This is a genomic window from Mesorhizobium sp. M0601, assembly GCF_040320845.1.
GTDB lineage: Bacteria > Pseudomonadota > Alphaproteobacteria > Rhizobiales > Rhizobiaceae > Mesorhizobium.
In genome coordinates this window covers 144,278-170,897 of record NZ_JAMYQK010000003.1, presented here as the reverse complement: position 1 = coordinate 170,897, position 26,620 = coordinate 144,278, and the positions used below count along the sequence as shown (strand labels likewise).

At 61.7% G+C, this 26,620-nt stretch carries 28 protein-coding genes; 20 read left to right on the top strand and 8 right to left on the bottom strand.

What is annotated here, in order from left to right:
- Window positions 1–178: 178 nt before the first annotated feature.
- From NKI41_RS04940 to NKI41_RS04905, 8 genes are all read left to right on the top strand, one after another.
- Window positions 179–1,135 (top strand): acyl-CoA desaturase, encoded by a 957-nt coding sequence (locus tag NKI41_RS04940; protein WP_352681731.1) that lies wholly within the window; start codon window positions 179–181, stop codon window positions 1,133–1,135.
- Window positions 1,136–1,266: 131 nt separating this feature from the next.
- Window positions 1,267–1,863: a LysE family translocator gene (locus NKI41_RS04935; protein ID WP_352681730.1), complete on the top strand. Its 597-nt coding sequence runs from the start codon at window positions 1,267–1,269 to the stop codon at window positions 1,861–1,863.
- Window positions 1,864–2,031: 168 nt separating this feature from the next.
- The gene (locus tag NKI41_RS04930) at window positions 2,032–3,279 is read left to right on the top strand and encodes an efflux RND transporter periplasmic adaptor subunit (RefSeq protein WP_352681729.1); all 1,248 of its coding nucleotides are present in this window, start codon (window positions 2,032–2,034) and stop codon (window positions 3,277–3,279) included.
- On the top strand, window positions 3,276–6,434 hold the full coding sequence (locus NKI41_RS04925; protein ID WP_352681728.1) for an efflux RND transporter permease subunit: 3,159 nt from the start codon (window positions 3,276–3,278) through the stop codon (window positions 6,432–6,434). The genes NKI41_RS04930 and NKI41_RS04925 overlap by 4 nt, the downstream gene beginning before the upstream one ends.
- 56 nt (window positions 6,435–6,490) lie before the next feature.
- A complete protein-coding gene (gene nthA, locus NKI41_RS04920) occupies window positions 6,491–7,096 on the top strand; it encodes a nitrile hydratase subunit alpha (RefSeq protein WP_352501008.1) in 606 nt (201 codons plus the stop codon).
- Window positions 7,093–7,752: a nitrile hydratase subunit beta gene (gene nthB, locus NKI41_RS04915; RefSeq protein WP_352681726.1), complete on the top strand. Its 660-nt coding sequence runs from the start codon at window positions 7,093–7,095 to the stop codon at window positions 7,750–7,752. The genes nthA and nthB overlap by 4 nt, the downstream gene beginning before the upstream one ends.
- A gap of 19 nt (window positions 7,753–7,771) precedes the next feature.
- Window positions 7,772–8,104 (top strand): nitrile hydratase accessory protein, encoded by a 333-nt coding sequence (locus NKI41_RS04910; protein WP_156937343.1) that lies wholly within the window; start codon window positions 7,772–7,774, stop codon window positions 8,102–8,104.
- Window positions 8,105–8,252: 148 nt separating this feature from the next.
- Complete coding sequence (locus NKI41_RS04905; protein WP_023720791.1) at window positions 8,253–9,380, top strand: ATP-dependent DNA helicase; 1,128 nt, start codon at window positions 8,253–8,255, stop codon at window positions 9,378–9,380.
- 19 nt (window positions 9,381–9,399) lie between these two features.
- On the opposite strand, the gene NKI41_RS04900 is transcribed toward NKI41_RS04905, so the two are convergent.
- Window positions 9,400–9,804, bottom strand: coding sequence for a SpoIIAA family protein (locus NKI41_RS04900; RefSeq protein ID WP_352450052.1), 405 nt, complete (start codon window positions 9,802–9,804; stop codon window positions 9,400–9,402).
- 115 nt (window positions 9,805–9,919) lie between these two features.
- Between NKI41_RS04900 and NKI41_RS04895 the strand changes: the two genes are divergently transcribed.
- From NKI41_RS04895 to NKI41_RS04885, 3 genes are all read left to right on the top strand, one after another.
- Window positions 9,920–10,660 (top strand): pyridoxine 5'-phosphate synthase, encoded by a 741-nt coding sequence (locus tag NKI41_RS04895; protein WP_352681724.1) that lies wholly within the window; start codon window positions 9,920–9,922, stop codon window positions 10,658–10,660.
- A gap of 96 nt (window positions 10,661–10,756) precedes the next feature.
- The gene (locus NKI41_RS04890; RefSeq protein ID WP_352539580.1) at window positions 10,757–12,670 is read left to right on the top strand and encodes a potassium transporter Kup; all 1,914 of its coding nucleotides are present in this window, start codon (window positions 10,757–10,759) and stop codon (window positions 12,668–12,670) included.
- 158 nt (window positions 12,671–12,828) lie between these two features.
- Window positions 12,829–14,748 (top strand): potassium transporter Kup, encoded by a 1,920-nt coding sequence (locus tag NKI41_RS04885; RefSeq protein ID WP_352450049.1) that lies wholly within the window; start codon window positions 12,829–12,831, stop codon window positions 14,746–14,748.
- 43 nt (window positions 14,749–14,791) lie between these two features.
- Here the strand turns inward: NKI41_RS04885 and NKI41_RS04880 are convergent, their stop codons facing one another.
- Complete coding sequence (locus NKI41_RS04880; RefSeq protein ID WP_352681723.1) at window positions 14,792–15,682, bottom strand: SDR family oxidoreductase; 891 nt, start codon at window positions 15,680–15,682, stop codon at window positions 14,792–14,794.
- 136 nt (window positions 15,683–15,818) lie between these two features.
- On the opposite strand from NKI41_RS04880, the gene NKI41_RS04875 reads away from it, so the two are divergent.
- Window positions 15,819–16,229: a winged helix-turn-helix transcriptional regulator gene (locus NKI41_RS04875; protein ID WP_352466906.1), complete on the top strand. Its 411-nt coding sequence runs from the start codon at window positions 15,819–15,821 to the stop codon at window positions 16,227–16,229.
- A gap of 74 nt (window positions 16,230–16,303) precedes the next feature.
- Window positions 16,304–17,542 carry an FAD-dependent oxidoreductase gene (locus NKI41_RS04870; RefSeq protein ID WP_352681721.1) on the top strand — a complete coding sequence of 413 codons (1,239 nt, stop codon included), beginning with the start codon at window positions 16,304–16,306 and terminating at the stop codon, window positions 17,540–17,542.
- On the opposite strand, the gene NKI41_RS04865 is transcribed toward NKI41_RS04870, so the two are convergent.
- Both NKI41_RS04865 and NKI41_RS04860 read right to left on the bottom strand, forming a co-directional pair.
- Entirely contained in the window at window positions 17,490–18,215 is a 726-nt protein-coding gene (locus NKI41_RS04865; RefSeq protein ID WP_352681720.1) for a glutathione S-transferase family protein, read from the bottom strand. The genes NKI41_RS04870 and NKI41_RS04865 overlap by 53 nt on opposite strands.
- A 1-nt stretch (window position 18,216) precedes the next feature.
- Window positions 18,217–18,522 (bottom strand): Rieske (2Fe-2S) protein, encoded by a 306-nt coding sequence (locus tag NKI41_RS04860; RefSeq protein WP_352681719.1) that lies wholly within the window; start codon window positions 18,520–18,522, stop codon window positions 18,217–18,219.
- A 100-nt stretch (window positions 18,523–18,622) separates the two neighbouring features.
- Here NKI41_RS04860 and NKI41_RS04855 point away from each other — a divergent pair, with 100 nt between their 5' ends.
- On the top strand, window positions 18,623–19,075 hold the full coding sequence (locus tag NKI41_RS04855) for a MarR family winged helix-turn-helix transcriptional regulator (protein ID WP_352539585.1): 453 nt from the start codon (window positions 18,623–18,625) through the stop codon (window positions 19,073–19,075).
- A gap of 38 nt (window positions 19,076–19,113) precedes the next feature.
- Here NKI41_RS04855 and NKI41_RS04850 read toward each other — a convergent pair whose 3' ends face one another.
- Window positions 19,114–19,542: an anthrone oxygenase family protein gene (locus tag NKI41_RS04850; protein WP_352681718.1), complete on the bottom strand. Its 429-nt coding sequence runs from the start codon at window positions 19,540–19,542 to the stop codon at window positions 19,114–19,116.
- A gap of 155 nt (window positions 19,543–19,697) precedes the next feature.
- On the opposite strand from NKI41_RS04850, the gene NKI41_RS04845 reads away from it, so the two are divergent.
- The 5 genes from NKI41_RS04845 to NKI41_RS04825 all read left to right on the top strand — a co-directional run bounded on the left by NKI41_RS04845 (window position 19,698) and on the right by NKI41_RS04825 (window position 24,261).
- On the top strand, window positions 19,698–20,351 hold the full coding sequence (locus tag NKI41_RS04845) for a TetR/AcrR family transcriptional regulator (RefSeq protein ID WP_352681717.1): 654 nt from the start codon (window positions 19,698–19,700) through the stop codon (window positions 20,349–20,351).
- A 23-nt stretch (window positions 20,352–20,374) separates the two neighbouring features.
- Window positions 20,375–21,394, top strand: a complete 1,020-nt coding sequence (gene ilvC / locus NKI41_RS04840) for a ketol-acid reductoisomerase (protein ID WP_023676662.1) — start codon at window positions 20,375–20,377, stop codon at window positions 21,392–21,394.
- 257 nt (window positions 21,395–21,651) lie between these two features.
- Entirely contained in the window at window positions 21,652–22,629 is a 978-nt protein-coding gene (locus NKI41_RS04835; protein WP_352681715.1) for a DUF3592 domain-containing protein, read from the top strand.
- A gap of 494 nt (window positions 22,630–23,123) precedes the next feature.
- Entirely contained in the window at window positions 23,124–23,645 is a 522-nt protein-coding gene (locus NKI41_RS04830) for a hypothetical protein (protein ID WP_352470203.1), read from the top strand.
- The gene (locus NKI41_RS04825) at window positions 23,638–24,261 is read left to right on the top strand and encodes a hypothetical protein (protein ID WP_352681713.1); all 624 of its coding nucleotides are present in this window, start codon (window positions 23,638–23,640) and stop codon (window positions 24,259–24,261) included. The genes NKI41_RS04830 and NKI41_RS04825 overlap by 8 nt, the downstream gene beginning before the upstream one ends.
- Before the next feature lie 10 nt (window positions 24,262–24,271).
- Here the strand turns inward: NKI41_RS04825 and NKI41_RS04820 are convergent, their stop codons facing one another.
- The 3 genes from NKI41_RS04820 to NKI41_RS04810 form a co-directional block, all read right to left on the bottom strand.
- Window positions 24,272–24,556: a PilZ domain-containing protein gene (locus tag NKI41_RS04820; protein ID WP_352470452.1), complete on the bottom strand. Its 285-nt coding sequence runs from the start codon at window positions 24,554–24,556 to the stop codon at window positions 24,272–24,274.
- Window positions 24,557–24,731: 175 nt separating this feature from the next.
- The gene (locus tag NKI41_RS04815; protein WP_352539591.1) at window positions 24,732–25,316 is read right to left on the bottom strand and encodes a BA14K family protein; all 585 of its coding nucleotides are present in this window, start codon (window positions 25,314–25,316) and stop codon (window positions 24,732–24,734) included.
- 49 nt (window positions 25,317–25,365) lie between these two features.
- Window positions 25,366–25,503 (bottom strand): hypothetical protein, encoded by a 138-nt coding sequence (locus NKI41_RS04810; protein WP_352470206.1) that lies wholly within the window; start codon window positions 25,501–25,503, stop codon window positions 25,366–25,368.
- Here NKI41_RS04810 and NKI41_RS04805 point away from each other — a divergent pair.
- Entirely contained in the window at window positions 25,502–26,614 is a 1,113-nt protein-coding gene (locus NKI41_RS04805) for an endonuclease/exonuclease/phosphatase family protein (protein ID WP_352539592.1), read from the top strand. The two genes, NKI41_RS04810 and NKI41_RS04805, sit on opposite strands and share 2 nt — an antisense overlap.
- Window positions 26,615–26,620 lie beyond the last annotated feature (6 nt).

Sequence of the window (26,620 nt, the reverse complement as noted above, 5' to 3'; positions counted from 1 at the left end):
ACCTTGTGATGCCGAGGCGTTGGCTGCGCCTCGGTCCGCTTTTCTTATTTTCATTTAGACTATTGCCTAAATACCTAACTCGTAATAGTAGATGGTTAGCTTACTGCCTAAGTAATGGAAGACGCGCCAGAAGGCAAGGCTGTGGTCCGGAAATGTTCATGCGGGAGGAGGGGTACCGATGAAAACCATATCCACGGGCAGAATGATTTCCCAACAGGACAGTGACGCCGAAGACGGCAAAGTCGTGTGGGTGCCGGCAAAGTCGATCTGGGTCGGGGCGATGACGATCGTCGCCATTGTGTTGGGACCGATGACATTTAGCTGGAGTGCCTTCGCCTTATTCGTTGCGACAACGGCGGCTACAATCTGCGCCGGACACTCGGTGGGGATGCACCGTCTGCTCATCCACCGGTCGTTCAAGGTTCATATCTGGGTCGAGCATGCGCTGGTCTACCTTGGAGTGCTCGTCGGCATGGCCGGTCCTTTTGGGATGATCTATGCTCACGATATTCGTGACTGGGCTCAGCGCCAGACCGCATGTCACGATCTCCATGCCCATCGTCGGCCATTTTTCACCGATGCCTTCTGGCAGATGCATTGCGCGGTCGCTTTGCGCAATCCACCCACCTTCGTCATCGAACCCTCGATCACGAATGACCGGTTCTACAAGTTCGTCGAACGCACCTGGATGCTGCAACAACTGCCCTGGGCGATCCTCTTTTTCGCGCTTGGCGGCTGGGATTGGGTGGTATGGGGAATAGCGGTGCGCGTTTCAGTGTCGTTTACCGGGCATTGGTTGGTTGGGCATTTTGCGCACCGAGATGGGGAGCAAGGATGGCGCGTCGACGACGTTGCCGTGCAAGGATACAATTTGCCGCGTTTCGGGCTGGTAACGTTCGGCGAGAGTTTCCACGGCAACCATCACGCGTTTCCCGAGTCTGCACGGCTTGGTCTGGAACACGGACAGATCGATCTCGGCTGGCTATTCATTCAGGTTCTGGCGATCCTGGGTCTGGCGCACAGCGTCAAGATTCCGGAGAATACGCCGAGACGAAAAGGGCTGCGACGCGTGCGCCGTCAGCGCGAAACTGCCCCGGATTCAGATCTATGGTCGGTGCAGCCCTACCGCAGATAGATGTTCTCAGCGGATATTGGCCTAAGATATGAAGGAACGCTTGGGGCGCGTGGACCAACGAATTGCAATTGCACTCAGCACCTCATCGATTTAAGTCAGTATTTCAGTATTATTGATCTTTGCGATCCTCCATGACCTTCGATGCATTCCTTGCTCTGCTGGTTTATGCCTTCGTGACCTCGATCACGCCGGGTCCGAACAATTTCATGCTTTTGGCCTCGGGCGTGAATTTCGGCTTGGTCAAAACCGTGCCACACATGCTCGGCATCGGCATCGGCTTCCTCGTGCTGTTGCTTGCCGTAGGCTTCGGGCTTGGCGCCGTGTTGACGGCCTTTCCGGTCCTGCATACCGGGTTGAAGATCGCCGGCGGCCTCTACTTGCTTTATCTCGCCTGGAAGATCGCCATGTCGCGCTCGCTCGGCGGCGAAGGCGAGGCGAAGGGCCAGCCGATGCGCTTCATCGAGGCTGCGGTTTTCCAGTGGGTCAATCCCAAGGCCTGGGTGATGGCGATTACAGCCATGGCCGTCTATACCAATCCGGAACGCCCGTTTGTGTCGGTGGTGCTGATCGCAGCCGCTTTCGCCGTCGTCATGCTGCCGAGCATTTCGACCTGGGCCGGTTTCGGCATGGCGCTGCGCGGCTTTCTGGCGGATGCGGTGCGGCTCAAATGGTTCAACATCGTCATGGGTGTGATGCTTGCGGCGACGCTGTGGCCGATGCTGCGTTAGCTGCCGTACTATTGTGCACTGCACATTAAATCTTCGTAATGACGGGTTTTGGCCCTTTTTCGCCTTCGGCATCCTCTATTATCTGGCAAAAGCGCGGCAAGAGGCTGCGAGTTGAGCTAGACTACGGCCACCGGATAGCGGCGTGTCGGATCGAGAGGTCTTTTGTCGATGCGCGGAAAGATCGTATTAGCGGTGATCGCTGCAGCCTGCGTTGCCGCGGCGTGGCTCTATCTTTCGCCCAGCGCAATGAGCGGTCTTCAGCAGATGCTGTCGGCGAAGCAGACGGCGACAGCGGACAAGCCCGCTGCAGCGGCAAATGCCGCGCGTACGACTTCGGTGGTTGCCGCCACCGCTACGACGGCCGATTTCCCGGTCCGGCGCTATGCCATCGGCTTTGTGTCCTCTCCTGCCGTGGTCAGCATCAACGCGCGGATATCGAGTCAGATCGTCGCAATCGCGGTCAAGGACGGACAGATGGTGAAGGCCGGCGACCTTCTGTTCTCGCTGGACGATCGCTCGTTGAAGGCACAACTGGCACGCGATCAGGCGACGCTCGCGAAAGACCAGGCGCTGCTTGCCAGCGCCACGGCCGATCTTCAGCGCGCCAAAAATCTCGTCGCCAGGCAGGCCGGAACACAGCAGACCTACGATCAGGCCGTCGCGGCGCAGAAATCCGCCGCGGCCACCGTCGACGCCGACAAGGCAACGATCGATGCAGACCAAATCCAGCTTGGCTTCGCCACGATCAGGGCGCCGATCTCCGGCAGGCTTGGCGCAGTCAACGTCGCCGTCGGCGATCTCGTCACCACCAGCAACGGCAGCAGCACGTCGACTCCACTGGTGACGATCACGCAGGTCGACCCGCTGCAGGTGAACTTCAATCTCCCCGAAAGCGATCTTGCCTTGCTGCACAAGGCGCTGGCAGCGCCGCAGCAAGGTGCGGTGACGCTGACCAAGGACGGCGACCCGAAGCCGATCGGCAAGGGAACGCTGGATTTCGTCGATTCCAGCGTAGACACGGCGTCCGGCACGATCGCAACGCGGGCCAGTGTGCCCAACGCCGATCTTTCGCTATGGCCGGGCCAATACGTCAACGTCGTGCTCGATGCCGGCATCATGCCACAAATGACGTCCGTTCCGACGGTCGCCGTCCAGCCCAGCCAGAAGGGCCCGTTCGTCTATGTAATCAAGCCGGACAACACCGTTGAAATGCGGCCCGTGCAGGTCGCGCTGACAGAAGGCACCAACACCGCAATCAGCCAAGGATTGAAAAGCGGCGAGCGTGTCGTCGTCGAGGGTCAGACCAAACTGAAGAACGGCGCGGCGGTGCGCGAAGGCAAGGCTTCGACCGGCACAGGCGATCGGGCGGCTCCGAAGGTTGCCGAGGCTGACCGGACGGGCGGAACACAGCCATGATTTCCGAATTCTGCATCCGCAGGCCCGTCGCCACGCTGCTCATGTCGTTCGCCCTGGTTCTGGGCGGACTATTTGCTTACAAATTCCTGCCGGTCGCGGCGCTGCCAAGCGCCGAATTTCCGGTTGTCAACGTCTCGGCCTCGCTGCCCGGGGCTTCGCCGGAAACCATGGCGACCTCGGTGGCAACGCCTCTGATCAAGCAGTTTGCCACTATCGCTGGCATCGATTCGATCTCGACGACCAACTCGCTCGGCTCGACCTCGATCGCCATTCAGTTCGTACTCAACCGCGACATCGATGCAGCCGCCGCCGACGTGCAGGCAGCGATCGCACGTACGCAACGACAATTGCCGCCGGAGATGACCAGCCCGCCGAGCTACCGCAAGGTCAATCCAGCCGACGCGCCGATCCTGCTGATGTCGCTGGTCAGCGACACAATTCCGCTGACTGATCTCGACGCGTTTGCCGAGAATGTGATTTCGCCGTCGCTGTCGACGATTGACGGCGTTGCGCAGGTGTCGATCTACGGGCAGCAGAAATATGCCGTGCGCGTCCAGATCGATCCGACGGCGCTCGCCGCACGCGGCATCTCGATCGACCAGCTGCAGACGGCCATTGCCTCGGCCAACAGCAACACGCCGCTCGGCGTGCTCAAGAACAACAAACAGCAGCTGACGATCACCGCGAACACGCAGCTGACCGATGCGGCGGGATTCTCCAACATCATCATCGCCACCAAGAACGGCCATCCGGTGCGGCTCGGTGAGGTGACCCGCGTCATCGATTCGGTCGAGACCACGACGACGGCAAGCTGGTATGACGGCACCCGCGCCATCATTATGGCGGTGCAGCGCCAGCCGGATGCCAATACCGTCGACGTCGTCGACCGCGTCAAGGCGATGCTGCCTTCCTTCGACGATCAGATGCCGGCAGCGGCGAGCATCCAGTTGCTAAACGACCGCTCGACATCGGTCCGCGAGGCGGTCGATGACGTGCAGTTCACGCTCCTGCTCACCATCGCGCTGGTGGTGATGGTGATCTTCCTGTTCCTGCGCCGGGTGACGGCGACGATCATCCCGGCGGTGGCGGTACCGATTTCGCTCATCGCCACGCTGGGCGTGATGTACCTGTTCGGCTTTTCCATCGACAACGTCTCATTGATGGGGCTGACGCTGGCGGTCGGTCTTGTCGTCGACGATGCAATCGTCATGCTCGAAAACATTTTCCGCCATATGGAGGAGGACGGGCTCTCTGCCCTCGAGGCGTCGCTCAAGGGCGCCCGCGAAATCGGCTTCACCATCATCTCGATCTCGATCTCGCTGGTCGCCGTGTTCATTCCGGTGCTTTTGATGGGCGGCGTGATCGGGCGCATCTTCAACGAATTCGCGGTGGTGGTGACGGTCGCCATCCTGGCGTCGATGTTCGTCTCGCTGACGCTGACGCCGATGCTGTGCTCGCGGCTGTTGTCATTATCGAAAGCCGAGCAGAAAGCAGCGCACGGTGAAGGCCATAGACAAAACGTCTTCATGCGGGGTTATGACAGGCTGCTGACATTCTGCCTGCGCCACAATTTCCTTGTCTTCCTTGTCTTCCTCGTGACCGCCGGGCTGTCGGTATGGCTGATCCAGATTTCGCCGAAGGGCTTCTTCCCGCAGGAGGATATCGGCCAGGTCTCGGTGACGACCATCGCGCGCCAGGACATTTCGTTTGACGCGATGGTGAAGCTGCAGGGGCAAGTGGCGGATGTCTTCACCCATTCGCCCTACGTCGCGCATGTCGGCTGGTCGGCGGGCAGTGGAAACAATGCGCTCAACCAGGGCCAGCTGTTTGTGCAGCTGAAAGACAAGGACCACCGACCGAACATCGACAAGGTGCTTTCGGATCTACGGCGCCAGCTTGCCAATGTGCCCGGCATCGAAACCTACATGCAACCGGTGCAGAACCTGCGGCTCGGCGCGCGTTCTTCGGCGAGTGCCTACCAGCTTGCCGTGCAGGGCCTCGATACCGGCCTCACGAACGTCTGGGCGCAAAGGCTGACGGACGCGATGGCTGCCGATCATGCCGCCTTCACCGACGTCACCAATGACCTGCAGAACAACGCGCTACAGGCGACGCTGGTGATCGACCGCGACAAGGCGGCGAACCTCGGCGTCGATACCGACACGCTGCGCTCCAGTCTCTATGGCGGTTTCGGCACCCAGCAGGTGTCGACCATCTTCGGCTCGGCCGACAGCTACGACGTGATCATGGAACTCGATCCGAAGATCGAGTGGTCGCCCGAGCGGATGCTGGCCATCAAGGTGAGAACGGCGAGCGGCAGCCTGGTGCCGCTCGGTGCGTTCGCCCGCGTCGATCGGACCGCCGGTGCTTTGACCGTCAACCAGCTCGGCCAGCTTCCGGCTGTGACCATCTCCTACAATCTGCCGCAAGGCGTGGCCCTCGGCGACAGCGTGAGCCACATCAACGCGCTGAAGGACAAGATCGGCATGCCGCCGACGATCTCGACCGCCTTCTCGGGCACGGCCAAGACGTTCCAGGATTCGCTTTCCAACCAGGGGCTGCTGATCGGCGGCGCGATCCTGACCATCTATATCGTTCTCGGCATGCTCTATGAGAGCTTCATCCACCCGCTCACCATCCTGACCGGGCTTCCGTCGGCGGTGCTCGGCGCGCTGGTGGCACTGCGGCTGGCGGGGATGGATCTGTCGGTGATCGCGGTGATCGGCATCCTGATGCTGATCGGCATCGTCAAGAAGAACGGCATCATGATGATCGACGTGGCGCTGGAACTCAGGCGCGAGGGGATGTCGCCCGTCGAATCCATCCACAAGGCCTGCCTGATGCGCTTCCGGCCGATCATGATGACCACGCTTGCCGCGCTGATGGGTACCATCCCGATCGCGCTCGGCACCGGTGCCAGCGCGGAACTGCGCCAGCCTCTCGGCGTGGCCGTGGTCGGCGGTCTTGTCGCCTCGCAGGCACTGACGCTGTTCGTCACGCCCGTCATTTACGTCTACATGGAGCATTTTTCCGGCTGGCTGGTCAGGCTGTGGGCACGGCGCCGGGGCGAGCCGAGCCCGGTCGAAGCGGTCGACCAGCCGTCACTGTTCGACGAGGAGGAAGAACCGGTGCCGCAAAAGGCGGCAGCCGAATAGCGCTGGCCCAAGCCGTGGTGCTTGCGGCCGGAGGTCCGCGATCGTAATTTGACGCCATGCCGCACAATCACGACCACGACAACGAGCTTGATCCCTTTGCGGCGCGGGTGCGCGCGCTGGAGACGATTCTCACCCGCAAAGGCCTGATCGATCCGGCGGCGATCGATGTTATCGTCGACACCTATGAGACTAAGATCGGGCCGCGCAACGGCGCAAAGGTGGTGGCGAAGGCCTGGGTTGATCCCGGGTTTGCCGCATGGCTGAAGCGTGATGCGACGGCGGCAATCGAATCGCTTGGCTACACCGGCCGGCAAGGCGAGCACATGCAGGCGGTGTTCAACACGGCCGACACGCACAACCTCGTCGTCTGCACGCTATGCTCCTGCTATCCGTGGTCGGTGCTCGGCCTGCCGCCGGTCTGGTACAAGGCGCCGCCCTACCGTTCGCGCGCAGTGATCGATCCGCGCGGCGTGCTCGAGGAATTCGGTCTGACCTTGCCGGCGAGGACGACAATCCGGGTGTGGGATTCGACCGCCGAGCTGCGCTATCTGGTGGTGCCGATGCGCCCCCGGGGTACGGAGGGCTGGGATGAGGCAAGGCTCGCCGATCTGGTGACGCGCGATGCCATGATCGGCACGGCGTTGGTGCGGGAACCGGCATGAACGGGCCGCAGGATCTCGGCGGCCAGATGGGTTTCGGGCCGGTCGCGCCCGAACCTGACGAACCCTATTTCCATGCCGATTGGGAAAGGCGGGCGCTGGGCGTGACGTTGTGCGCCGGCGCCATGGGCGCCTGGACCATCGACGAGAGCCGGCACGCGCGGGAATCGCTGCATCCAGCGGATTATTATGCCTCCAGCTACTACCAGATATGGATCAAGGCGCTGGAGGTGCTGCTCAAACGCCATGGTTTGGTCAGCGACCGGGACCTGACTACGGGCGACGCAGTCGACCCGGCAGCGACACCCAAACGGGTGCTGAAGGCTAAGGACGTTCCGGCGGTGCTGGCCAAGGGCGGGCACTGCGATCGGCCTGTCGCCGCGCCTGCGCGGTTCAAGGCGGGCGACCCCGTGCGAACCAAGAACTTTCATCCGACCGGCCACACCAGACTGCCGCGCTATGCACGCGGCAAGCGAGGCGTCGTCGAGGCTGTGCGCGACGGCTTTGTCTTTCCCGACACCAATGCGCACGGCCAGGGCGAAAACCCGCAATGGGTCTATACGGTGGCCTTCACCGGCGGCGAAATCTGGGGCGAGGGCGCCGATCCGACACTTGTCGTGTCGATCGACGCCTGGGAGAGCTACCTTGAGCCGGCGTGAGACGGGCTCAGTTGCCGCCATGCTGCCCGCCGGTGTCGAGGCGCCTGTGTTTGCCGAGCCGTGGCAAGCAGAGGCCTTTGCCATGACGGTAGCACTGCACGACAACGGGCTGTTTTCGTGGAGCGAATGGGCGGATGCTTTGTCGGCAGAGGTGAAGCGGCCGGGCGCCGCGCGCGACGGTCACGATTACTACGAGCACTGGCTGGCAGCGCTGGAAAAGCTGCTTTTGGCCAAGGGCGTTGCCGGAAAGCGCGACGTCGATGCGCTCGCCGCTGCCTGGGAACGCGCCGCGCACGCAACACCGCATGGCAAGCCGATCCAGCTGGAGAACGATCCACAGCGGGCCGGGTAAGCTGCGGTCGCCTGGCCTTGTTCTCTTTACGTTCCTGTTCGTCACTGATAGCCTGACCCTGTCGCAGCGGCGTGATTGCCGGCGATGAAAATTTGCCGGTGACGGCAGTCACCTTGTCTTTCCCTCGCGAATCCGGTCTGTCGCGCTGATGGAATTCTCTCCTCAACAAGACGAGGCGCTGAAGGCGGTGGCCGGCTGGCTGAAAGCCGGCAAGCCGCAGCTGTTCCGGCTGTTCGGCTATGCCGGCACCGGTAAGACGACGCTGGCGCGCTATTTCGCCGAGCATGTCGACGGCCAGGTACAGTTCGCCGCGTTTACCGGTAAGGCGGCGCAGGTGCTGCGTTCCAAGGGCGCGGTCAATGCCCGCACCATCCATTCGCTGATCTACCGGCCGAAGGGCGAGGAATCGGTAGCGGACGAGGTGACCGGCAAGACATCGATGTCGCCGACATTTTCGCTCAACCGGCAGAGCCCGATCTCGCGAGCCAAGCTCGTCGTCATCGACGAATGCTCGATGGTCGACGAGCAACTCGGCCGTGACCTGATGAGCTTCGGCACGCCGATCCTGGTGCTCGGCGATCCCGGCCAGTTGCCGCCAATCTCCGGCGGCGGCTTCTTCACCGACCATGAGCCGGACATTCTGCTCACCGAAATCCATCGCCAGGCGCGAGACAACCCGATCATCCGGTTGGCGCTTGACGTGCGCGAGGGCCGCGAGTTCATGCGCGGCGACTATGGCGCGGCGCAGGTGATCGGCAAGGAAGACGTCACCCAGGAATTGGTGCTGAAAGCGGACCAGGTGCTGGTCGGCACCAACCGCACGCGCCGCCGTTACAACCAGCGGCTGCGCGAGCTGAAGGGGTTCAACGCCGATTATCCGCAAGCCGGCGACAAGCTGGTCTGTCTGCGCAACGATCCGGCCAAGGGACTGCTCAACGGCTCGTTGTGGAAGGTGATGACCTCGTCGCGCGAGACGGTCAAGCCTGGCATCAATCTGCTGGTTTCGCCGGAGGAAGACGACCCGGATCGCGGCGTCGCCAAGATCAAGCTGCTCAAGGCGGCATTCGAAGATCCGGACGCCGACATTCCCTGGCAGCAGAAGAAACGTTTCGACGATTTCGACTATGGCTATGCACTGACCGTGCACAAGGCGCAAGGGTCGCAATGGAACGAGATCGTGCTTTTCGACGAAAGCTGGGCATTCAAGGAAACTCGCCAGCGTTGGCTCTATACCGCTATCACGCGCGCGGCCGAACGGTTGACGATCGTCCGATAGGGCTGTCAGGTCCGTCGTATCAGCGCTGGGCGATCGGTCTGGCGTCAAGCCATTCCCAGGCGGCGGCTTCGTCCTTGGCCTCGAAATGCCGGAGTTCGATAGGCAAAGAGGCAGGCAAAAAGGCTCTTGCCTCCGGTATCCAGTTCGGCTCACCGATCGCCGCGCAGCGGCCGATATGCTCCACGGCATGAGCTATGCCCTGTTCGATCGTCTCGTCCGATACGTCGGCCCAGTCGACACCCTCATGGTCGATCAGGCGCACCAGCACGTCGATCTTCGGATGCAGCGCATAGGCCGCCTCCAGCAATCCGAACAGGTTTTCGGCGTCAGCCGCTGCGACATGGCCGACGACATCGATGGCGAAGAGGTCTTCGCGATCGGTGTCGATGCGGCGAACCGCCGGCACGGCCTCGAGAAAATTCAACAGGGAACTCCTTGCGCTCGATTTCCTTCGCAAACCTTGGAACACCTGAAACCCTCTGTCTGTTCCCATTAAAGGCGGTATAGATGCGCGCCAAGATCAGCCTGGAGCCGTGCAAATGCCTGCAAAGCTTTCCGTCAATCTCAATGCGATCGCCATGCTGCGCAACCGGCGCGACCTGCCGTGGCCAAGCGTGACGGGGCTCGGACGCATCGCCCTTGCCGCCGGCGCGCATGGGCTCACGGTGCACCCGCGACCCGACGAGCGGCACACCAGGCATTCCGATCTGCCTGAGATCAGGGCGCTGATCGACGACGAGTTCCCGAATGCGGAATTCAACATCGAGGGCTATCCGACCGAGGAGTTCCTGGCGCTTGTGGAAAAGCATCAGCCCGAGCAGGTGACGCTGGTGCCCGACGACCCGGCGCAGGCGACTTCCGACCATGGCTGGAACTTCGCCGCCGAGGCTGCGTTCCTGACACCGGTCGTCAAGCGCCTGAAGAAGGGAGGCTTTCGCGTATCGCTGTTTTCCGATCCGGATCCCGCTGCCGTGAAAGCCGCTCGCGACACCGGCGCCGACCGGATCGAACTCTATACGGGTCCATATGGCAGCTATCATTCCGATTCGGCAAAAGCGGCGAAGGAATTGGAGAAATTGGGAAAGACGGCGGATGCCGCATTGGCCGCAGGGCTCCAGGTCAATGCCGGGCACGACCTTGTGGTGAGCAATTTGCCGGCGCTGGCCAGGCGCATCCCGGCATTGGCCGAAGTGTCGATCGGACATGGGTTGACAGCCGATGCGTTGGAGTATGGCATGGCCGCAACGGTCAGGCGGTTTCTGAAGGCTTGTGGCTGGTAGAGAAAGGCGAGCCGATAGGCCATGCGTTCCCGGCACGGCAGCGCGTCCTTTCCATCCCGCAGCATAGAGCGCCGCACGTCTATGGGAGTGTCGTCCATGGCCCTTGCCCACGCTGGTAGCGAGGCAGAACCCATCGAACAATCCAGCCACTCCAAGGCCGAGCAGCACAGCACCAGAGTTTTGATGCTGGGCGCGTTGGGCGTGGTTTACGGCGATATCGGCACGAGCCCAATCTACGCGTTTCGGGAAGCGCTGCACGCATCGTCGGGACCGGTAGCGCGCAACGATGTTCTCGGCGTGCTGTCGCTTATCGTCTGGGCGCTGACGATCATCGTCACGATAAAGTACGTCGCTTTCGTGCTCAGAGCCGACAACAAGGGTGAGGGCGGCACGCTGTCGCTGATGGCGCTTGCGCGCAACGCTTATCCAAAGGGAGCCCGGTTCATTCTGGGGATCGGACTTTGCGGCGCGGCGCTGTTTTTCGGCGACGCCATCATAACGCCGGCCATCTCCGTGCTTTCGGCGGTCGAGGGCCTGGAAGTGGTGACCCCGACGCTGGAAACTTATGTTGTTCCGATCACGCTGATCATCCTGGCAATGCTTTTTGCCGTGCAACGCTTTGGCACCGGCAGGGTGGCGGCCGTGTTCGGACCGGTGACGGCAGCGTGGTTCCTGGCGATCGGCGCCGCCGGGGTCTACCATCTGCTGGACGACCCGTCGGTCCTGCTGGCGATCAATCCCTATTACGCGGTCGCTTATCTGGCCAATACGCCCACCGGTGCGTTCGTCACGGTCGGGGCTGTGTTCCTGGCGGTCACCGGGGCCGAAGCCCTTTATGTCGATCTCGGCCATTTCGGCCGCAGGCCGATCGTGCTGGCGTGGTTCTCCGTGGTGTTCCCTTGTCTGCTCCTCAACTATTTCGGACAAGGCGCGTTCGTTCTGGCCAACGGCGGCAAACCCACCAATCCATTCTTCCAGATGCTGCCGGATTGGGCGCTAATGCCCATGGTTGGGCTGGCCACGGCAGCGACGGTGATCGCCAGCCAGGCGGTGATCTCCGGCGCTTTCTCGCTGACGCGGCAGGCGGTACAGCTCAATCTGCTGCCACGTATCGAGGTGCAGCATACTTCCGAGATGCAATCCGGCCAGATCTACATGCCGCGGGTCAATCTGGTGGTCGCGCTCGGCGTGATGTTGCTGGTGGTCGGCTTTGGCAGCTCGAGTTCGCTGGCTTCCGCCTATGGCATTTCGGTGACTGGCGAAATGCTGATGACAACCATCCTGCTGTTCGTGGTGATGCGGTTCCGGTGGAAATGGCAGCTTGCACTGGCAGCCGCGCTCACACTGCTGTTCGGCACGATCGATACTGGATTTTTCCTCGCAAACGTCGTCAAGATCCTCGAAGGCGGGTGGGTGTCGATCACGGTCGCCTGCGGCATGGGGCTGATCATGTCCACATGGATACGCGGCACCCGCTATTTGTTCGACAAGACGCGCCGGAACGAGATCCCGCTGGATTTCCTCGCCGGCAATCTGCTGAAGAAGAAGCCGCATCTGGTGTCGGGCACCGCGGTGTTCCTGACGAGCGATCCGCTGAGCGCGCCGACCGCGCTGATGCACAGCCTGAAGCACTACAAGGTGCTGCACGAGCAGAACGTCATCCTTTCGGTGGTGACGGCACCGCAGCCGGTTGTGCCCGACAGCGAGCGCGTCAAGATGGAAATGGTCAACGAGCTGTTCATGCGGGTGACGCTGACCTTCGGCTACATGGAGCAGCCCAACATCCCGCGTGCGCTGGCGATCTGCCGCAAACAGGGCTGGAAGTTCGACATCATGACGACGTCCTTCTTCCTGTCGCGGCGCTCTCTCAAGGCCTCGCCCAATTCCGGCATGCCGGTCTGGCAGGACAAGCTGTTCATCGGGCTGGCGCGCTCGGCGGCCGATGCAACGGAATATTTCCAGATCCCGACCGGACGGGTGGTCGAGATCGGGACGCAGGTGGCTATTTAAAAACGTGTCCGTTGCGACATTCCAGGTGGTCTGCCGATCGGACTGAGTCTGCCAAGTCGTGGAGGGCTCGCAATATCGGGACGGAGCCATTACGTGACGGCACTTGATATTGCAGCGCAGCAAGCGTAGAGCACCGCCCGCTTACCGGAGTGTCGTCCATGGCCCTTACCAATGCTGGTAACGAGGCAGAACCTGTCGAACAATCCAGCCATTCTGAGGTCGAACAGCACAGCACCAAGGTGCTGATGCTGGGCGCGCTCGGCGTGGTTTACGGCGATATCGGTACCAGCCCGATCTATGCATTTCGCGAGGCGTTGCACGCATCGGCCGGTGGCAACGTCGCCAACCGTGGCGACATCCTCGGCGTGTTGTCGCTGATCATCTGGTCGCTGACGATCACCGTCACCATCAAATACATCATGTTCGTGCTCCGCGCCGACAATCGAGGCGAGGGCGGGGTGCTGTCGCTGATGGCGCTGGCGCGCAACAGCTTCCCGACGCGCTCGGCGGTGATCCTCGGCATCGGCATCGTCGGCGCGGCGCTTTTTTTCGGCGACGCAGTCATCACGCCGGCGATCTCGGTGCTGTCGGCGGTCGAAGGTATGAACGTCGTCACGCCGACATTCCAGCCCTATGTGGTGCCACTGACACTGGCCATCTTGGCGATCCTGTTTGCGGTACAGCGATTCGGCACCGGCGGCGTAGGTTTGGTGTTCGGGCCAGTCACCGCGCTGTGGTTCCTGGCCATCGGCCTTTCCGGCATTAACCACATCATCGCCGATCCGGAAATCCTGCTGGCGATCAGCCCGCATTACATCGTGTCGTTCCTGGTCAACTCGCCCGATGTCGCCTTCGTCACGGTTGGTGCGGTCTTCCTCGCCGTCACCGGCGCCGAGGCGCTCTATGCCGACCTCGGCCATTTCGGCCGCAAGCCGATCGTACTCGCCTGGCTGGCAATCGTGTTCCCTTGTCTGTTGCTCAATTATGTCGGGCAAGGCGCCTTCGTGCTGGCAAATGGCGGCGTTGTCGGTCATCCATTCTTCGAGATGAACCAGGGCTGGACGCTTATTCCGATGGTCGTGCTGGCGACGGCGGCGACCGTCATCGCCAGCCAGGCGGTGATCTCCGGCGCTTTTTCGCTGACCAGACAGGCGGTGCAGCTCAATATGCTGCCGCGTTTCGTTATCCAGCATACGTCGGAAAAACAGTCGGGCCAGATCTATCTGCCGCGCATCAACCTGATGCTGGCGCTGGTGGTGATGTTGCTGGTGGTCGGCTTCGGCGAATCCAGCCGCCTGGCCTCGGCCTACGGCATTTCGGTGACCGGCAACATGCTGGTGACGAATGTACTGCTTTTTGTTGTGATGACGCGCATCTGGAAATGGCCGCTCGGCGTCGCGATCGCCTTGATGGCCGTGTTCGCCTTCGTCGATACCGGCTTCTTTGCCGCCAACATAGTCAAGGTGTTTGAAGGTGGCTGGGCATCGCTTGCCATCGCCGCAGTTATCGTGATGACTATGTGGACCTGGATCCGCGGCAGCCGCTATTTGTTCGACAAGACGCGCCGGAACGAGATCCCGCTCGATTTCCTCGCCGGCAATCTGCTGAAGAAGAAGCCGCATCTGGTGTCGGGTACCGCGGTGTTCCTGACCAGCGACCCGCTGAGCGCGCCGACGGCGCTGATGCACAGCCTCAAGCACTACAAGGTGCTGCACGAGCAGAACGTCATCCTTTCGGTGGTGACGGCGCCGCAGCCGGTTGTGCCCGACAGCGAGCGCGTCAAGATGGAAATGGTCAACGAGCTGTTCATGCGGGTGACGCTGACCTTCGGCTATATGGAGCAGCCCAACATCCCGCGTGCGCTGGCGATCTGCCGCAAACAGGGCTGGAAGTTCGACATCATGACGACGTCCTTCTTCCTGTCGCGGCGCTCTCTCAAGGCCTCGCCCAATTCCGGCATGCCGGTCTGGCAGGACAAGCTGTTCATCGGGTTGGCGCGCACGGCGGCCGATGCGACGGAATATTTCCAGATCCCGACCGGACGGGTGGTCGAGATCGGAACGCAGGTGGCTATCTAAATAAATGGCCGTGCCCTTCGAAGGGCACGGCCATTTGTCAGGCTCAGCTCACCAGAGCCGCCTTATTTGCCTCAAGAAATTGCTTCAGCGGCCGCGGCTTCCTGCCGGACAGCGTCTCGACCGCGTCGGTCACCATGCTGATGCGGCCGGAGCGTGTGTTGGTGTCGAACGAAACGATGACCGGGGCGAAACCTTCGGGGACGCCGGCTGCCTTCAATCCCCCGGTCAGCGCTTCGTCCGAAAGCTGGACGACCTCGATCGGCTTGCCGGTAACTTCGGTGACGAGGGCTGCAATCTCGGCCATCGTGTGGGCCTTGGGGCCGGTCAGCGTGTATGTCGTGCTTTCGGTTCCGCTCGAAGCAAGGCTGGCGGCGATCGCCGCGGCCATGTCGTCGCGCGCGCCATGGGCAATGCGGCCGTCTCCGGCGGATGTGTACCACTGCCCCGACGCGATGGCGTGCGGCAGCGCCATGAACAGGTTCTCCTGATACCAGCCGTTGCGGAAGATGGTGTAGGGGATACCGCTCGCCTTGATCGCCTGCTCGGTGCCGTGGTGATCGGGCGCAAACAGTACCGGCGATCCTGGCTCCGGACTGGGCATCGACGTGTAGAGCAGATGCGAAACGCCGGCGCTTTTTGCTGCGGCGACCGCAGCCTCATGTTGCTTCAGGCGCTTGCCCGGAACGGCGAGCTCGTTTGTCGAAATGATCAGAACCCTGCCCGCACCGGTAAATGCACTGGCCAACGACGTGGCGTCGTCGAAGTCGACTGCCCGGATGGTGACGCCTCGGGCTGCCAGATCGGCCAGATTTTCCGGGTTGCGGGTGGCGGCGATGATGCGCTGAGGGGAGACCTTGAGCGTGTCAAGCAGATGATTAATGACGCCGCGGCCAAGCTGGCCGGAGGCGCCGGTGACGAGAAGGGTGTCGGTCATGAGATGTCCTGACGTTGCGCCGGAGCGGCGGGTGCATATGTTAGTCTCAAAAAGAGACCAGCACTAAAATAGGAATTGACCCATCCTCGTAAAGAAGGCAGTTTTGCGGGAGGTAGGCACACCCAGGGAACCAACCATGGACGGCAAGATCGTCAATCTGAGATCGAAGCTCGAGATATACAAAGCAGGCAGCGGTGGCGGAAACCTTGCGGATTGCCCGGTTCGCGACGTGATCCAGGGCATAAGCAATAAATGGAGTTCACTGCTGATGGAGGCCTTGGCCGAGAAGCCGTACCGCTTCGGCGAATTGCGGCGGCTGGTGCCCGATATTTCACAGCGCATGCTCACCCAGACGCTGCACGATCTGCAGCGCGACGGCTATGTGCATCGCCAGGTGTTTCCGACCAAACCGCCGAGCGTCGAATACAGCCTCACCGATCTCGGGCGCTCGATGTTTGGACCCTTGCATCAGCTGATCCAATGGGCCGAGCTCAATCACGGCGCTGTACGCGAGGCACGGAAGGTTTTCGATGCTGCCGAAGGCTGAGCCTCCAGGCCGAGACGGCGGCTTGATTTAGCGGCGGTGCTGAAGGATTGTCCGGCCTGGGTTGGGGCGGGCAGATGGGCAATTCTCTGGACATCGCGATTGCCGGCGCCGGGCCGGCTGGACTTGCCGCCGCGCTCTATCTCACGCGCGCCGGACATAGGGTCACCATCTTCGAGCGCTTCGACCAGCCACAACCGGTCGGGTCCGGGCTGATCCTGCAGCCGACCGGGCTGACGGTGCTTGCCGATCTCGGCCTGCTCGATGACATTCTGGCGCTGGGCAGCCGCATAGACCGCCTGCATGGTGCAGATGCCAAGACCGGCCGCACAGTGCTCGACGTCCGCTACGATGCCCGGAGTGGCGGCCGCTTCGGGCTGGCGGTGCACCGCGCGGCTCTGTTCGGCGTGCTTTTCCGCGCCGCCCGGCGCCAGGCGCTCACCATTGAGACAGGTATCGAGCTCGAGACGCTGGAAACCGGCGAGCGGGCAACATTGATCTGCGGCAACGGACAACGGATAGGGTCGTTCGACCTGGTAGTGGATGCCAGCGGTTCGCGCTCCAAACTGCGGCGGTGCGTGAACAATCCGGGCGAACCGCGATCGCTCGCCTATGGCGCGTTCTGGGCATCGCTTGGCTGGCGCGGCGAGGGTTTCGACGAGCACGCGCTGCTGCAGCGCTACGACAGCGCGAGCGTGATGATCGGCGTGCTGCCAATCGGCCGGCCCGAGCCGGATGCCCAGAAGATGGCGGCATTCTTCTGGAGCCTCAAGCCGGCGGATGCCGAGCGCGTCTGGGCGGCAGGTCTCGAGGCATGGAAGGCGAGATTGGTCGGGCTGTGGCCTGAATGCGCGGCCTTCATCGACCAGATCGACAGTTTCGAGCAGCTCTCGCTGGCGCGCTATGGCCATCACACGATGAAGACGCCAGCCGGACGGCGATTGGCCGTTATCGGCGACGCGGCCCATTCAACGAGCCCGCAGCTCGGCCAGGGCGCGAACATGGCGCTGCTCGATGCAGCCGCGCTCAACTACGCACTAATAGGAACGGACCGTATCGATACTGCACTGGAGGCCTATGTCCGGACACGGCGATGGCATGTGCGGGTCTTCCAGGCGCTGTCGCTGGTGCTGACGCCGTTTTATCAATCGGACTCGATTGTGATGCCGTTCGTCCGCGACAGGCTGGTGGCGACGCTGGCAAAAGTCCCGCCGGCGCCGCAGTTTCTTGCTTCCATGGTTACAGGAACGGTGCTCAATCCATTCAAGCCGATAGGGCTTGCGGAAGCGCTGTGGCCGGATCGTTTTGGCGGATGATTTCCGAAAGGTGCGAACCCTTAGCCTGCAAGAATGCATGGAGGCGTTGCGGATGATCGGGAGCGACCGCGCCCTTCACGGATGGGCGTTTGCGCAACGCCTCGCGCCACACCTGGACATGCGGCTTTCCGTCCAGGATGCCGAAATAGCCGATCCGGTCGAAGACGTCGAAATAGCGAAAAATCGGGCCGTAGACCGCGTCGACCAGTGAAAAGCGCTCGCCGTCGAAGCATGGCCCAGCCGCGCCGTTCGCCAGTTCCACTCCCAGGCGATCGAACATTGCTGCCAGAGCCCCGCGTTCGGCGATGAAGGCGGCTTCGGTGAGAGCTGAATAGAAGCGGCCGATGGCATTGAGGATTGCCGAGCCGAACTCGATCCAGGCGCGATGCCGGGCACGGGCGTAGGGGTCGGTGGGATGCAGCGGATTGGGCTGGGTTTCCTCGAGGAATTCGAGGATGACGAGCGATTCGAAGATCACCGTTTCCTGGCCGTCATGCTCAACGCGGAGCAGCGGCACCTTGCCGAGCGGCGATATCGCCTTGAACCAGGCAGGCTTGTTGGCGAGATCGACCGTGATGCGCTCGAATGGAACGTCCTTTTCGCGAAGTGAAATCGCCGCGCGCTGCACATAGGGACAAAGATGGTGGCTGACGAGGATGAGCTTGTCGGTCATCTCACTCTCCCCAGACATAGTTCAATGCGCCGTCCTCGACGCGGGTGGAGAGGAACATCAGGCGGGAGCCCTTCGGCGTCGGGCCTTCGAGGCGATCACCGTTAGCCATGTCGAACGAGGCGCCGTGCCACTGGCAGACGAGCTTCCCGTCCTTGCAGTCGAGCGGGCCACCGAAATGCAGGCAGACGTTGGCGGCGGCGCGGATACGCTCGCCGCTGCGGTAGACATGGACCTCGCGGCCGAAAAACGGAGCGATGAGGCTGCCTGTTTCCGGAATGTCGGCGATCTTGCAGATTTCATGCTTCATCGGAATTGCCTCTCGTGATTGATGCGATTGCATCTATATAGATGCACTTGCATCGATCGTCAAGCTTGATGCAATTGCATCTATCGCCTACGATGCAATCATGACCGGGATTCCTTCACCTCCAGCCATCAAGGCCTGGGCTCGCCTGATGCGGGTTTCGCGCCAGTTGTTGGAAAGAGCCGAGGACGCGCTGAAGGACAGTGGCCTGCCGCCGCTTGCCTGGTACGACATCCTGCACGAGCTTGCCGAGGCGGGCGAGGGCGGATTGCGGCCGTTCCAACTCACCGAGCGCACCCTGTTTGCGCAGTACAACATCTCCCGGCTGCTGGCGCGGCTCGAAGCCGACGGGCAGGTCGAGAAGCTTCCAGTTGCCGATGACGGCCGCGGGCAAACAGTCCGCGTCACAGACAAGGGACGCGAGACGCGCCGCCGCATGTGGGCTGTCTACGGCCGGTCGATCGCGGAGTTGGTCGGCTCCCGGCTTTCCAATGTTGAGCTGGACGCGCTGTCAGCTCTGCTTGGGCGCCTGCGAGATCCGCCCGCCCTGGAGTGACACGCCTTCATGACGAAGATGGCGACCGATTGGCGAGGTCAGGCACTGCCCCAGAGGAATGCCAATGTCGCCAGAACGCCAAGCCCGATGCGGACCAGATGCAGATTGCCCCATTTGGCGATCAATGTCCGAGCCTCAGGATTGACGGAGTTCGCGTCCATCGCCTCCAGCAACCTATTTGCCGGCATCATCACCAGCAGCGTCCATGGCCAAGGCAGGATGATCAGCACGGCGCCGGCCAGATAAGCGAGATTGCCGGTCAGCCACCACGCGACGAGGCCTAGAATACAGGCGATGACGGCAATCGAGGCCTGCATGGCGGCGCCGCGCTTGTAGGAAGGCTGCCATTCCTGCAGCAATGCTTTGTCCTCGAGGCGAAGCCGCGCCGGCTGTTCGGCGACGCTGACGTAGATAGCCGCACCCGCGAACACTGCGGTAACGGTCAACGCAAGCAATCCGGCGAGCATGATCAGTGTCTCCCGTGATGCCCCGCATGGAGCAGGCTACAGAAATAAAGGCTTGCGTCGGGTCGGACAATACGCCATAAAGCCGAACCGTAACGTACGGTACGCCATCGAGCTCATATCAGAACTGCGGTGAGTTTGCCTCCTGAGGAAAAACTGTGTTGCACGCTGTGACCGACATCGACACCAGCGAGGCGCTGACGGAGCGGCAGAAGGACGTGCTCGACGCCGCCCTTCGCCTGCTGGTCGAAGAGGGCGATCAGTTGACCATGACCGCCGTGGCGCGGCGGGCGAGCTGCTCGAAGGAGACGCTCTACAAATGGTTCGGCGATCGCGACGGGCTGTTGACGGCAACGGTACAATGGCAGGCGTCTAAGGTGCGGGTAGTGCCGGTCGACCGCAAGGGGCTCGACCTCCCTTCGCTGACGGCGAGCCTCGAACGCTTCGCTTCGGACTGGCTCAAGGTAATTTCGAGCGACACCTCGATCGCGCTGAACAGGGTGGCGGTCGGCCATGCTAGTTCGGGGAAGGACGATCTCGGCGCCATCGTGCTGGAGAACGGCCGCTTCGCACTGGCCCGGCGCCTTAAACCGGTGCTGGAGGCAGGCAAGGAAGCTGGTTTCCTCGAGTTTTCCGACGCGGAGACGGCGTTCCGCACCTTTTTCGGGCTGGTCGCCCGCGACGTGCAGATCCGCCTGCTGCTTGGCGACCGGCTGGAATTGACTGGTGCGGCGATCGGCGGCGATGCCGTCCGGGCGACGCAGCAGTTTCTCGCTCTTTACGGGGCAAAAACCGAGCCGCAAGGCCTCTGAATTCAAAACGGGAAGGAACAAAAATGCGTGTCTATTACGATCGCGATGCCGATCTCAACCTGATCAAGGGCAAGAAGGTCGCCATCATCGGCTATGGCAGCCAGGGCAGGGCGCATGCGCTCAACCTTAAGGATTCCGGCGTCAAGGACATCGCCATCGGCCTCAAGGCCGGCTCGGCGACCGCCAAGAAGGTCGAGGCCGACGGGCTCAAGGTGATGAGCGTAGCCGATGCCGCCAAGTGGGCCGACCTGATGATGATGGCCACGCCGGACGAGCTGCAGGCCGACATCTACAAATCCGAGATCGCGCCGAACATCCGCGATGGCGCAGCGATCGCCTTTGCCCACGGCCTCAACGTGCATTTTGGCCTGATCGAGCCCAAAGCTTCGGTTGACGTCGTGATGATCGCGCCGAAGGGGCCTGGCCATACGGTGCGCGGCGAATACCAGAAGGGCGGTGGTGTGCCGTGCCTGGTCGCGGTCAACCAGGACGCTTCGGGCAATGCGCTCGACCTGGCGCTCTCCTATGCCTGCGGCGTTGGCGGCGGCCGCTCGGGTATTATCGAGACCAATTTCCGCGAGGAGTGCGAGACCGACCTGTTCGGCGAGCAGGTGGTGCTGTGCGGCGGCCTGGTCGAATTGATCCGCGCCGGCTTCGAGACACTGGTGGAAGCCGGCTACGCGCCGGAAATGGCCTATTTCGAGTGCCTGCACGAGGTCAAATTGATCGTCGACCTGATCTATGAAGGCGGCATTGCCAACATGAACTACTCGATCTCGAACACCGCCGAATGGGGCGAATATGTCTCGGGCCCGCGCATCATCACCGCCGAGACCAAGGCCGAGATGAAGCGCGTGCTGAAGGATATCCAGACCGGCAAGTTCACCTCGGAATGGATGCAGGAATACCGCGCCGGCATGTCGCGCTTCAAGGGCATCCGCCGCAACAACGACAGCCACCAGATCGAGGAAGTCGGCGCCAAGCTGCGCGCGATGATGCCGTGGATTTCGAAGAACAAGCTGGTTGACAAGGCCAAGAACTGAAGGACATCCACGTTCGTTTCGTTACCCGTCCTCGGGCTTCGCCCTGCGGGCGCGTGGGAATTTCCATGAACAAGCTGGTCGACAAGGCCAAGAACTGATCGCAATTTCATTGCCGATCAAGAAAGGCCGGCGGAGCGATCCGCCGGCCTTTTCGCATCAAGATCGTGTGGTTTCCAGGCTTCTGGACAGGCGCACTATCCTCATCACCGTGATATGCCTGTGCGGGGCATGGCACAAAAGTGCCAAGGGGGTGAGAGTTGGAACTCAAATTTCTGTTGATCGGGTTTGCCTGCGCGGTTGCCGGCATGCTCTCCCTCGTCACCTTGCTGAAGTGGTGGGAGGTGAGGGCGGTCAGCCGCTGGTCTCCGACGCCGGGAAAGATCATCTCGTCGCGGGTCGAGGCCCGCGAGGTGACCAGTTCGGGATCCGGTTCGGACAGCAGAGGGTCGACCGAAATCCGCAACTTCCCGGCAATCACCTTCGAATACAAGGTGAACGGCAAGACATTTCGCAGTTCGCACTACAGCGTGCAGGAGAACCTTGGAAACTTTGCCGTGGCGGAAACCCTTGCGAAATTTCCAAACGGGGCCGGCGTAACCGTCTTCTACAATCCGGCCGATCCAGCCAAGGCGGTGATCGAACGCACCATGCCCGACGGCTCCTTCAAGTTCATGGTCCAGCTTTCGGCCGGGCTGGTGGTCGGCGCGCTTGTATTGGTCTTCTCCGTCGGCGGCCTCCTCGAAGCGATCCGGCCGTTTTTGCCCAGGCCGCAGAACCTCGGCGCCGCTGCCCTGCTGCTTTTCATGGGATTATTTGTCCTGCGCATGGGCTTTGCCCAGAAGTCACTTGCGGAACAGGCGGCCAAATGGCCGATCACGGCAGGACGCATCGATGCTTCGGGCCTGCAGAAATTCGAGACCCGCGACAAGTCCGGAGGCGGCTATCGGCCCTGGCGGACAGTCTTCAAATCCCGCGTCGTCTACAGCTATAGCGTCGCCGGCCAGCGCTACGCCGCCGATCGCATCGCGTTCGGCGCAAACGTGACGGCTTCGCTGCCGAGCCTCGTCAGCGGTCGATCGCAGTGCTACCTCCAGGGCGACAAGGTCGAGGTCCACTACGATCCCGACAACCCAGTTGCAGCGGTTCTCGAATGCAGGGTTAGCGGGCTTTGGCTCCTGTGGGTCTGCGCAGTTGGCCTCCTCGGTGGAGCCGCGCTGCTGGTAGGCGTCATCTGAAGCTGCTGTCCTAGGCTGCATATCCAGCGGAAAAAGACGCCTGTCTTCAGCATCTGACAAGAACTCCGCTGTCGAAGCCAGGCCATGTCAATCTCACCGTCGCCCCGTCGACCACAATATGGATGACACGGGAGAACGGCTCTTCGGCCGACGGGTCGGATCCGTAGCATTGGCTGGCCCGAGCCACCCAGCCCGTAGGCGTCTTGAGAAACGATGCGTGTTCGCAGCCGAGAGCAGGGACCGACAGCGCGTCGCGGTACAATGTGTAGACAGTCTGGCGTTGAACATCCGCAACGGCGGTACAGTTCGATCTGTCCCCGGACCATGTGCCCACATAGGGTTCCGTGGCAAAGGCGCTGCCGCACGTAAATGTTAAGATCGAAATGAGCATCAAGAGATTTCGCATCATCGATTCTTTCTTTTCGACGCGGCCTTGGGCCATGCTAAAGCATCGATGCTCAAACTTCACAATGATGCTGCTCCAAGGGACTTAAATGATCATCCGCAAAGCAGCAGCTATTTTTCTGAGCATGCTGAGCCTGTTGCAAGCAGCGAACGCAACAGAATGTTCGCTCAGCCATGCGACCTATCGCGAGCCGCGTTCGGGAGCGACGATACAGTTCCGGCCAACCAACAACGAGCTGGCCGCGCTGACGACCGAGGTCTTTTCGTTGATCGTGCCCAATACCGACATTCGTCTGCCGTCGGACATTACCTGGACCAATGGCAAGTACTCCTTTCCTGTGGGCACGATCCGGCACACCTGCACCGACGACGATCGTGAGGCTGGTCTCGAGGACGGCACCGGGCTGTGCAGAGTGTGGGATGGGCAGGTCTATGCGTTCAATGCAGGCGGTGCCGAGCAGTTGAATTCCCGCGAAGCCTCGCCGGCACCGGCAGGGTTGCTGTTGCCTGACTTCGGCGCGATTTTTACCGAATGGCCCGATTTCGCCAAAGCCAATCCCGACGGTTCAGCCTGGGACGCCTTTAGTTTGACGGGTTGTAGCGATGAATAGCAAGAGACCGCCGGCCTGCATGTTCGCCCTGCCGGTCCTTATGGCCATGGCAACCGGCGCTCGTGCCGACCAAAGCAAGCCGTCGCGTCCGCCTGTCGACAAATGCGCTTGGGAACGGCTGGCGGACAAGGATGTCGGGCTGGCTGCCTGGGTGCAGCGCTGCGATTTCGGTTTTCGCCGGATTCATTTCGAGCTTGGCGGCAATGCTCTTGCCATCGAATACAGCGACGGCGGGCCGGCCGATCCCGTCGTCGAAGTCTTCGATATGCTGCCTGGCGAGGCCGCCGATGCTGCGTTGCAGCGCATTTTTACTCAGAAGACCGAGAAAGCCATCAGCACACGTTGCGTGCTCATGCCTTACACCGAAGGGCCGACGCCCGCGCGCATCCTCCGGTATGTTTTCAGTCCCGATGCCGCCTATCGTGAGGAATTGAAGACCGTCGCCAACCCTGACGAGGTCGGCGAACCGCCTTGTGGCGAATGGGGCGAAGCCCCGGACGGCATTCAGTATTTCGAGGTGCAATCACCCGAACTGCGAAAGCTTCTATTCGTTCGCGTCGGCCAGGATGAGCCGCTGTTTGACGAGCAGACACTGCGAGTCCTGCCACCCGGATAGCGCCGGGATCTCAGCCGTAGTGCCAACTGGGCTTTGGTTCGGTACCGGTGAACATCACGCCGATACGATCTTCGCGGCGCCAGCGGACCACCGCCTTGTAGGCAATGCCGTCGGTCGGAACATAGAGCAGGAACTCATCGGGCACGCGCGCGTCGATCGAGACCTTCAATTCGGCGCCGCCGGCGTGCATGTTGCGCAGCGTGCATGTGACCTCGGAATTGCTCACGCCGGTCAGGATCGTCGCGCCCTTCAAGACGCGCTGCCGGTGTTTGTCCCTCTGTTCGTCCTCGGCCATCGCACGCAATCCAGCCATTTTTCGCGTCTCGGGCGTTCTGATCGGGAGGATTATTAGACCTGCCTGATAAAAATAGCGTTATCAGCAGTCGGGACTGGGCGATGTTCGCGGTTCCTGGCTGGAAGAAAAAGGCGCCGCGAAGCACGGCGCCGAATGATGCTTGTTGTCGGCCTGCTTACCTATAGGGCGAGTAGCATTGCTGGCGCGGCCCGTAATAGGGCTGGAAGGTGTTGTCCCAGGCGCGGTACGACCGGTAGCGATTGTAACACCATTGGACATGTGCACTGGAAAGCCGCCCTGCGCGATAATAGCGGCGCGGTGGCGGCGCGTCGTAGTAGTTGTAGCTGTTGTACAGGCTGCCAAGGCCGAGGCCCAGGCCCAAGCCAAGAATCGCGGCACCCGCACCATCATCATAGTAGCCGCCGCGGTAATGGCGGCGATGGTGGCGCCAGCGCCAGCTGTCGTCCCAGCCGCCATTGTCCCAGTGTCTCGAAAAATGACGGCCGCGGAAATTGTGGGACCGCCATCTCCAATCGTCGCCGCCGTGCCATTGCCGAAAGCCGCGATTGCGCCAACGCCAGATCTGCCTGTCATTGCCGCCTGCCCAATCTTCACGAATTTGCACGATGTCGGCAGCGTTGCCCGCCACCGGCAGCAGGGGTTTGGGCATCGGCCCGGCAAGCGACGGGGCCGAGAGGCTGGCGATCAGACCGAGGGCCATCAGCCCGGATCTGACGGAAGATAAAAAGAGCGGTTTCATCGCACTCTCCGAAATTCAGGCCCCACGCCCAGAAACCTCGGGGAAGGGCCTATTGATGGAACTTTCCATCTGAACGGAAGATGAACAAAAAGGTTCCGTCAACCATGGCGAGCGCGCGATCAATCAGAGCCGCCTGGTTTCTGCGCCCTTGTTTTCGGGCGCGCTTGCGGGCAAAGCTCAAAGCCATGTCGCTGCGCCTTGCCACCTTCAACGTCGAAAACCTAATGAACAGGTTTGATTATTCCGGATACCGCAATCAGCTCAACGAAGATCGCACACTGGCGCTTTTCGACATCCAGAGCGAGGCCGAATACAAGATGCTCGAGCAGGCGCGGGCGATCGCGCAGTCCGACGACACGCGCCAGTTGACGGCGCTGGCGATCGCGGCCACCCGCGCCGACATCATCTGCATGCAGGAAGTCGACAATATCGAGGCGCTGAGGGCCTTCGAATATGGCTATCTGTTCAAGATGGTGGGGCAAGGCTACCGGCAGAAATACACCACCGCCGGCAATGATTCGCGCGGCATCGACGTCGCCGTGATGATGCGCAACGAGACCGCGCAGGGCCAGCCAATCGAATTCGTGCGCATGACTAGCTACGCCTATGTCACGTTCGAGCAATTCGGCCTGCACACGGCGGAATTGGCAGCGCTTGGTCACCAGGCCAATGAACGCATCTTCCGACGCGACTGCCTGGAAATCGATCTGACGGTCGCTGGCGCGCCGTTGACGCTGTATCTCGTGCATTTCAAGTCGATGGGCTCGCCCCGTAACGGCCTCGACGGCCGCGAGGCAACAATGCCGCTGCGCATCGCCGAGGCGCAAGCGGTGCGCCGGATCATCGAGGAGCGCTTCGGTAAGGATAATGCCGCCGACAAGCGCTGGGCAATCTGCGGCGACATGAACGACTACCGGCAGCGCGTGAAGATCACTGGCGATGTTTTCGACGGCCATCGCTTCGAGGTGATCGACGAGACCCGGTCCTGCATCGACGTGCTCACTGCCGGCGGTTTTTGCGAAAACACGGTCGAGCGGCGGCCGGAAATGGACCGCTGGACTTTCTATCACACGCGCGGACCGGAAGAGCGGCATCTCTGCCAGCTCGACTACATCCTTTTGTCGAGGGCGCTAGCCAGGCAGAACGCCACCGCCGTTCCCGATATCATCCGTAGCGGGCAGCCTTGGCGCACCATATTTCCGGCGGGCCAGGAGGTCGAGCGCTTCCCACGCGCCGGGTGGGACCGGCCGAAGGCATCCGACCATTGCCCAGTAGCAATTGCCCTCGACATGGTGTGAGACAGG

Coding starts and splice junctions, on each gene's coding strand:
- NKI41_RS04815 (WP_352539591.1), bottom strand. CDS start 25,316: ATGAAACCGCTCTTTTTATCTTCCGTCAGATCCGGGCTGATGGCCCTC.
- NKI41_RS04830 (WP_352470203.1), top strand. CDS start 23,124: ATGATCATCCGCAAAGCAGCAGCTATTTTTCTGAGCATGCTGAGCCTG.
- NKI41_RS04805 (WP_352539592.1), top strand. CDS start 25,502: ATGTCGCTGCGCCTTGCCACCTTCAACGTCGAAAACCTAATGAACAGG.
- NKI41_RS04870 (WP_352681721.1), top strand. CDS start 16,304: ATGGGCAATTCTCTGGACATCGCGATTGCCGGCGCCGGGCCGGCTGGA.
- NKI41_RS04875 (WP_352466906.1), top strand. CDS start 15,819: ATGGACGGCAAGATCGTCAATCTGAGATCGAAGCTCGAGATATACAAA.
- ilvC (WP_023676662.1), top strand. CDS start 20,375: ATGCGTGTCTATTACGATCGCGATGCCGATCTCAACCTGATCAAGGGC.
- NKI41_RS04925 (WP_352681728.1), top strand. CDS start 3,276: ATGATTTCCGAATTCTGCATCCGCAGGCCCGTCGCCACGCTGCTCATG.
- NKI41_RS04860 (WP_352681719.1), bottom strand. CDS start 18,522: ATGAAGCATGAAATCTGCAAGATCGCCGACATTCCGGAAACAGGCAGC.
- NKI41_RS04905 (WP_023720791.1), top strand. CDS start 8,253: ATGGAATTCTCTCCTCAACAAGACGAGGCGCTGAAGGCGGTGGCCGGC.
- NKI41_RS04810 (WP_352470206.1), bottom strand. CDS start 25,503: ATGGCTTTGAGCTTTGCCCGCAAGCGCGCCCGAAAACAAGGGCGCAGA.
- NKI41_RS04885 (WP_352450049.1), top strand. CDS start 12,829: ATGGCCCTTACCAATGCTGGTAACGAGGCAGAACCTGTCGAACAATCC.
- NKI41_RS04935 (WP_352681730.1), top strand. CDS start 1,267: ATGACCTTCGATGCATTCCTTGCTCTGCTGGTTTATGCCTTCGTGACC.
- NKI41_RS04940 (WP_352681731.1), top strand. CDS start 179: ATGAAAACCATATCCACGGGCAGAATGATTTCCCAACAGGACAGTGAC.
- nthB (WP_352681726.1), top strand. CDS start 7,093: ATGAACGGGCCGCAGGATCTCGGCGGCCAGATGGGTTTCGGGCCGGTC.
- NKI41_RS04850 (WP_352681718.1), bottom strand. CDS start 19,542: ATGCTCGCCGGATTGCTTGCGTTGACCGTTACCGCAGTGTTCGCGGGT.
- NKI41_RS04895 (WP_352681724.1), top strand. CDS start 9,920: ATGCCTGCAAAGCTTTCCGTCAATCTCAATGCGATCGCCATGCTGCGC.
- NKI41_RS04855 (WP_352539585.1), top strand. CDS start 18,623: ATGACCGGGATTCCTTCACCTCCAGCCATCAAGGCCTGGGCTCGCCTG.
- NKI41_RS04865 (WP_352681720.1), bottom strand. CDS start 18,215: ATGACCGACAAGCTCATCCTCGTCAGCCACCATCTTTGTCCCTATGTG.
- NKI41_RS04825 (WP_352681713.1), top strand. CDS start 23,638: ATGAATAGCAAGAGACCGCCGGCCTGCATGTTCGCCCTGCCGGTCCTT.
- NKI41_RS04820 (WP_352470452.1), bottom strand. CDS start 24,556: ATGGCCGAGGACGAACAGAGGGACAAACACCGGCAGCGCGTCTTGAAG.
- NKI41_RS04910 (WP_156937343.1), top strand. CDS start 7,772: ATGCTGCCCGCCGGTGTCGAGGCGCCTGTGTTTGCCGAGCCGTGGCAA.
- NKI41_RS04890 (WP_352539580.1), top strand. CDS start 10,757: ATGGCCCTTGCCCACGCTGGTAGCGAGGCAGAACCCATCGAACAATCC.
- nthA (WP_352501008.1), top strand. CDS start 6,491: ATGCCGCACAATCACGACCACGACAACGAGCTTGATCCCTTTGCGGCG.
- NKI41_RS04930 (WP_352681729.1), top strand. CDS start 2,032: ATGCGCGGAAAGATCGTATTAGCGGTGATCGCTGCAGCCTGCGTTGCC.
- NKI41_RS04880 (WP_352681723.1), bottom strand. CDS start 15,682: ATGACCGACACCCTTCTCGTCACCGGCGCCTCCGGCCAGCTTGGCCGC.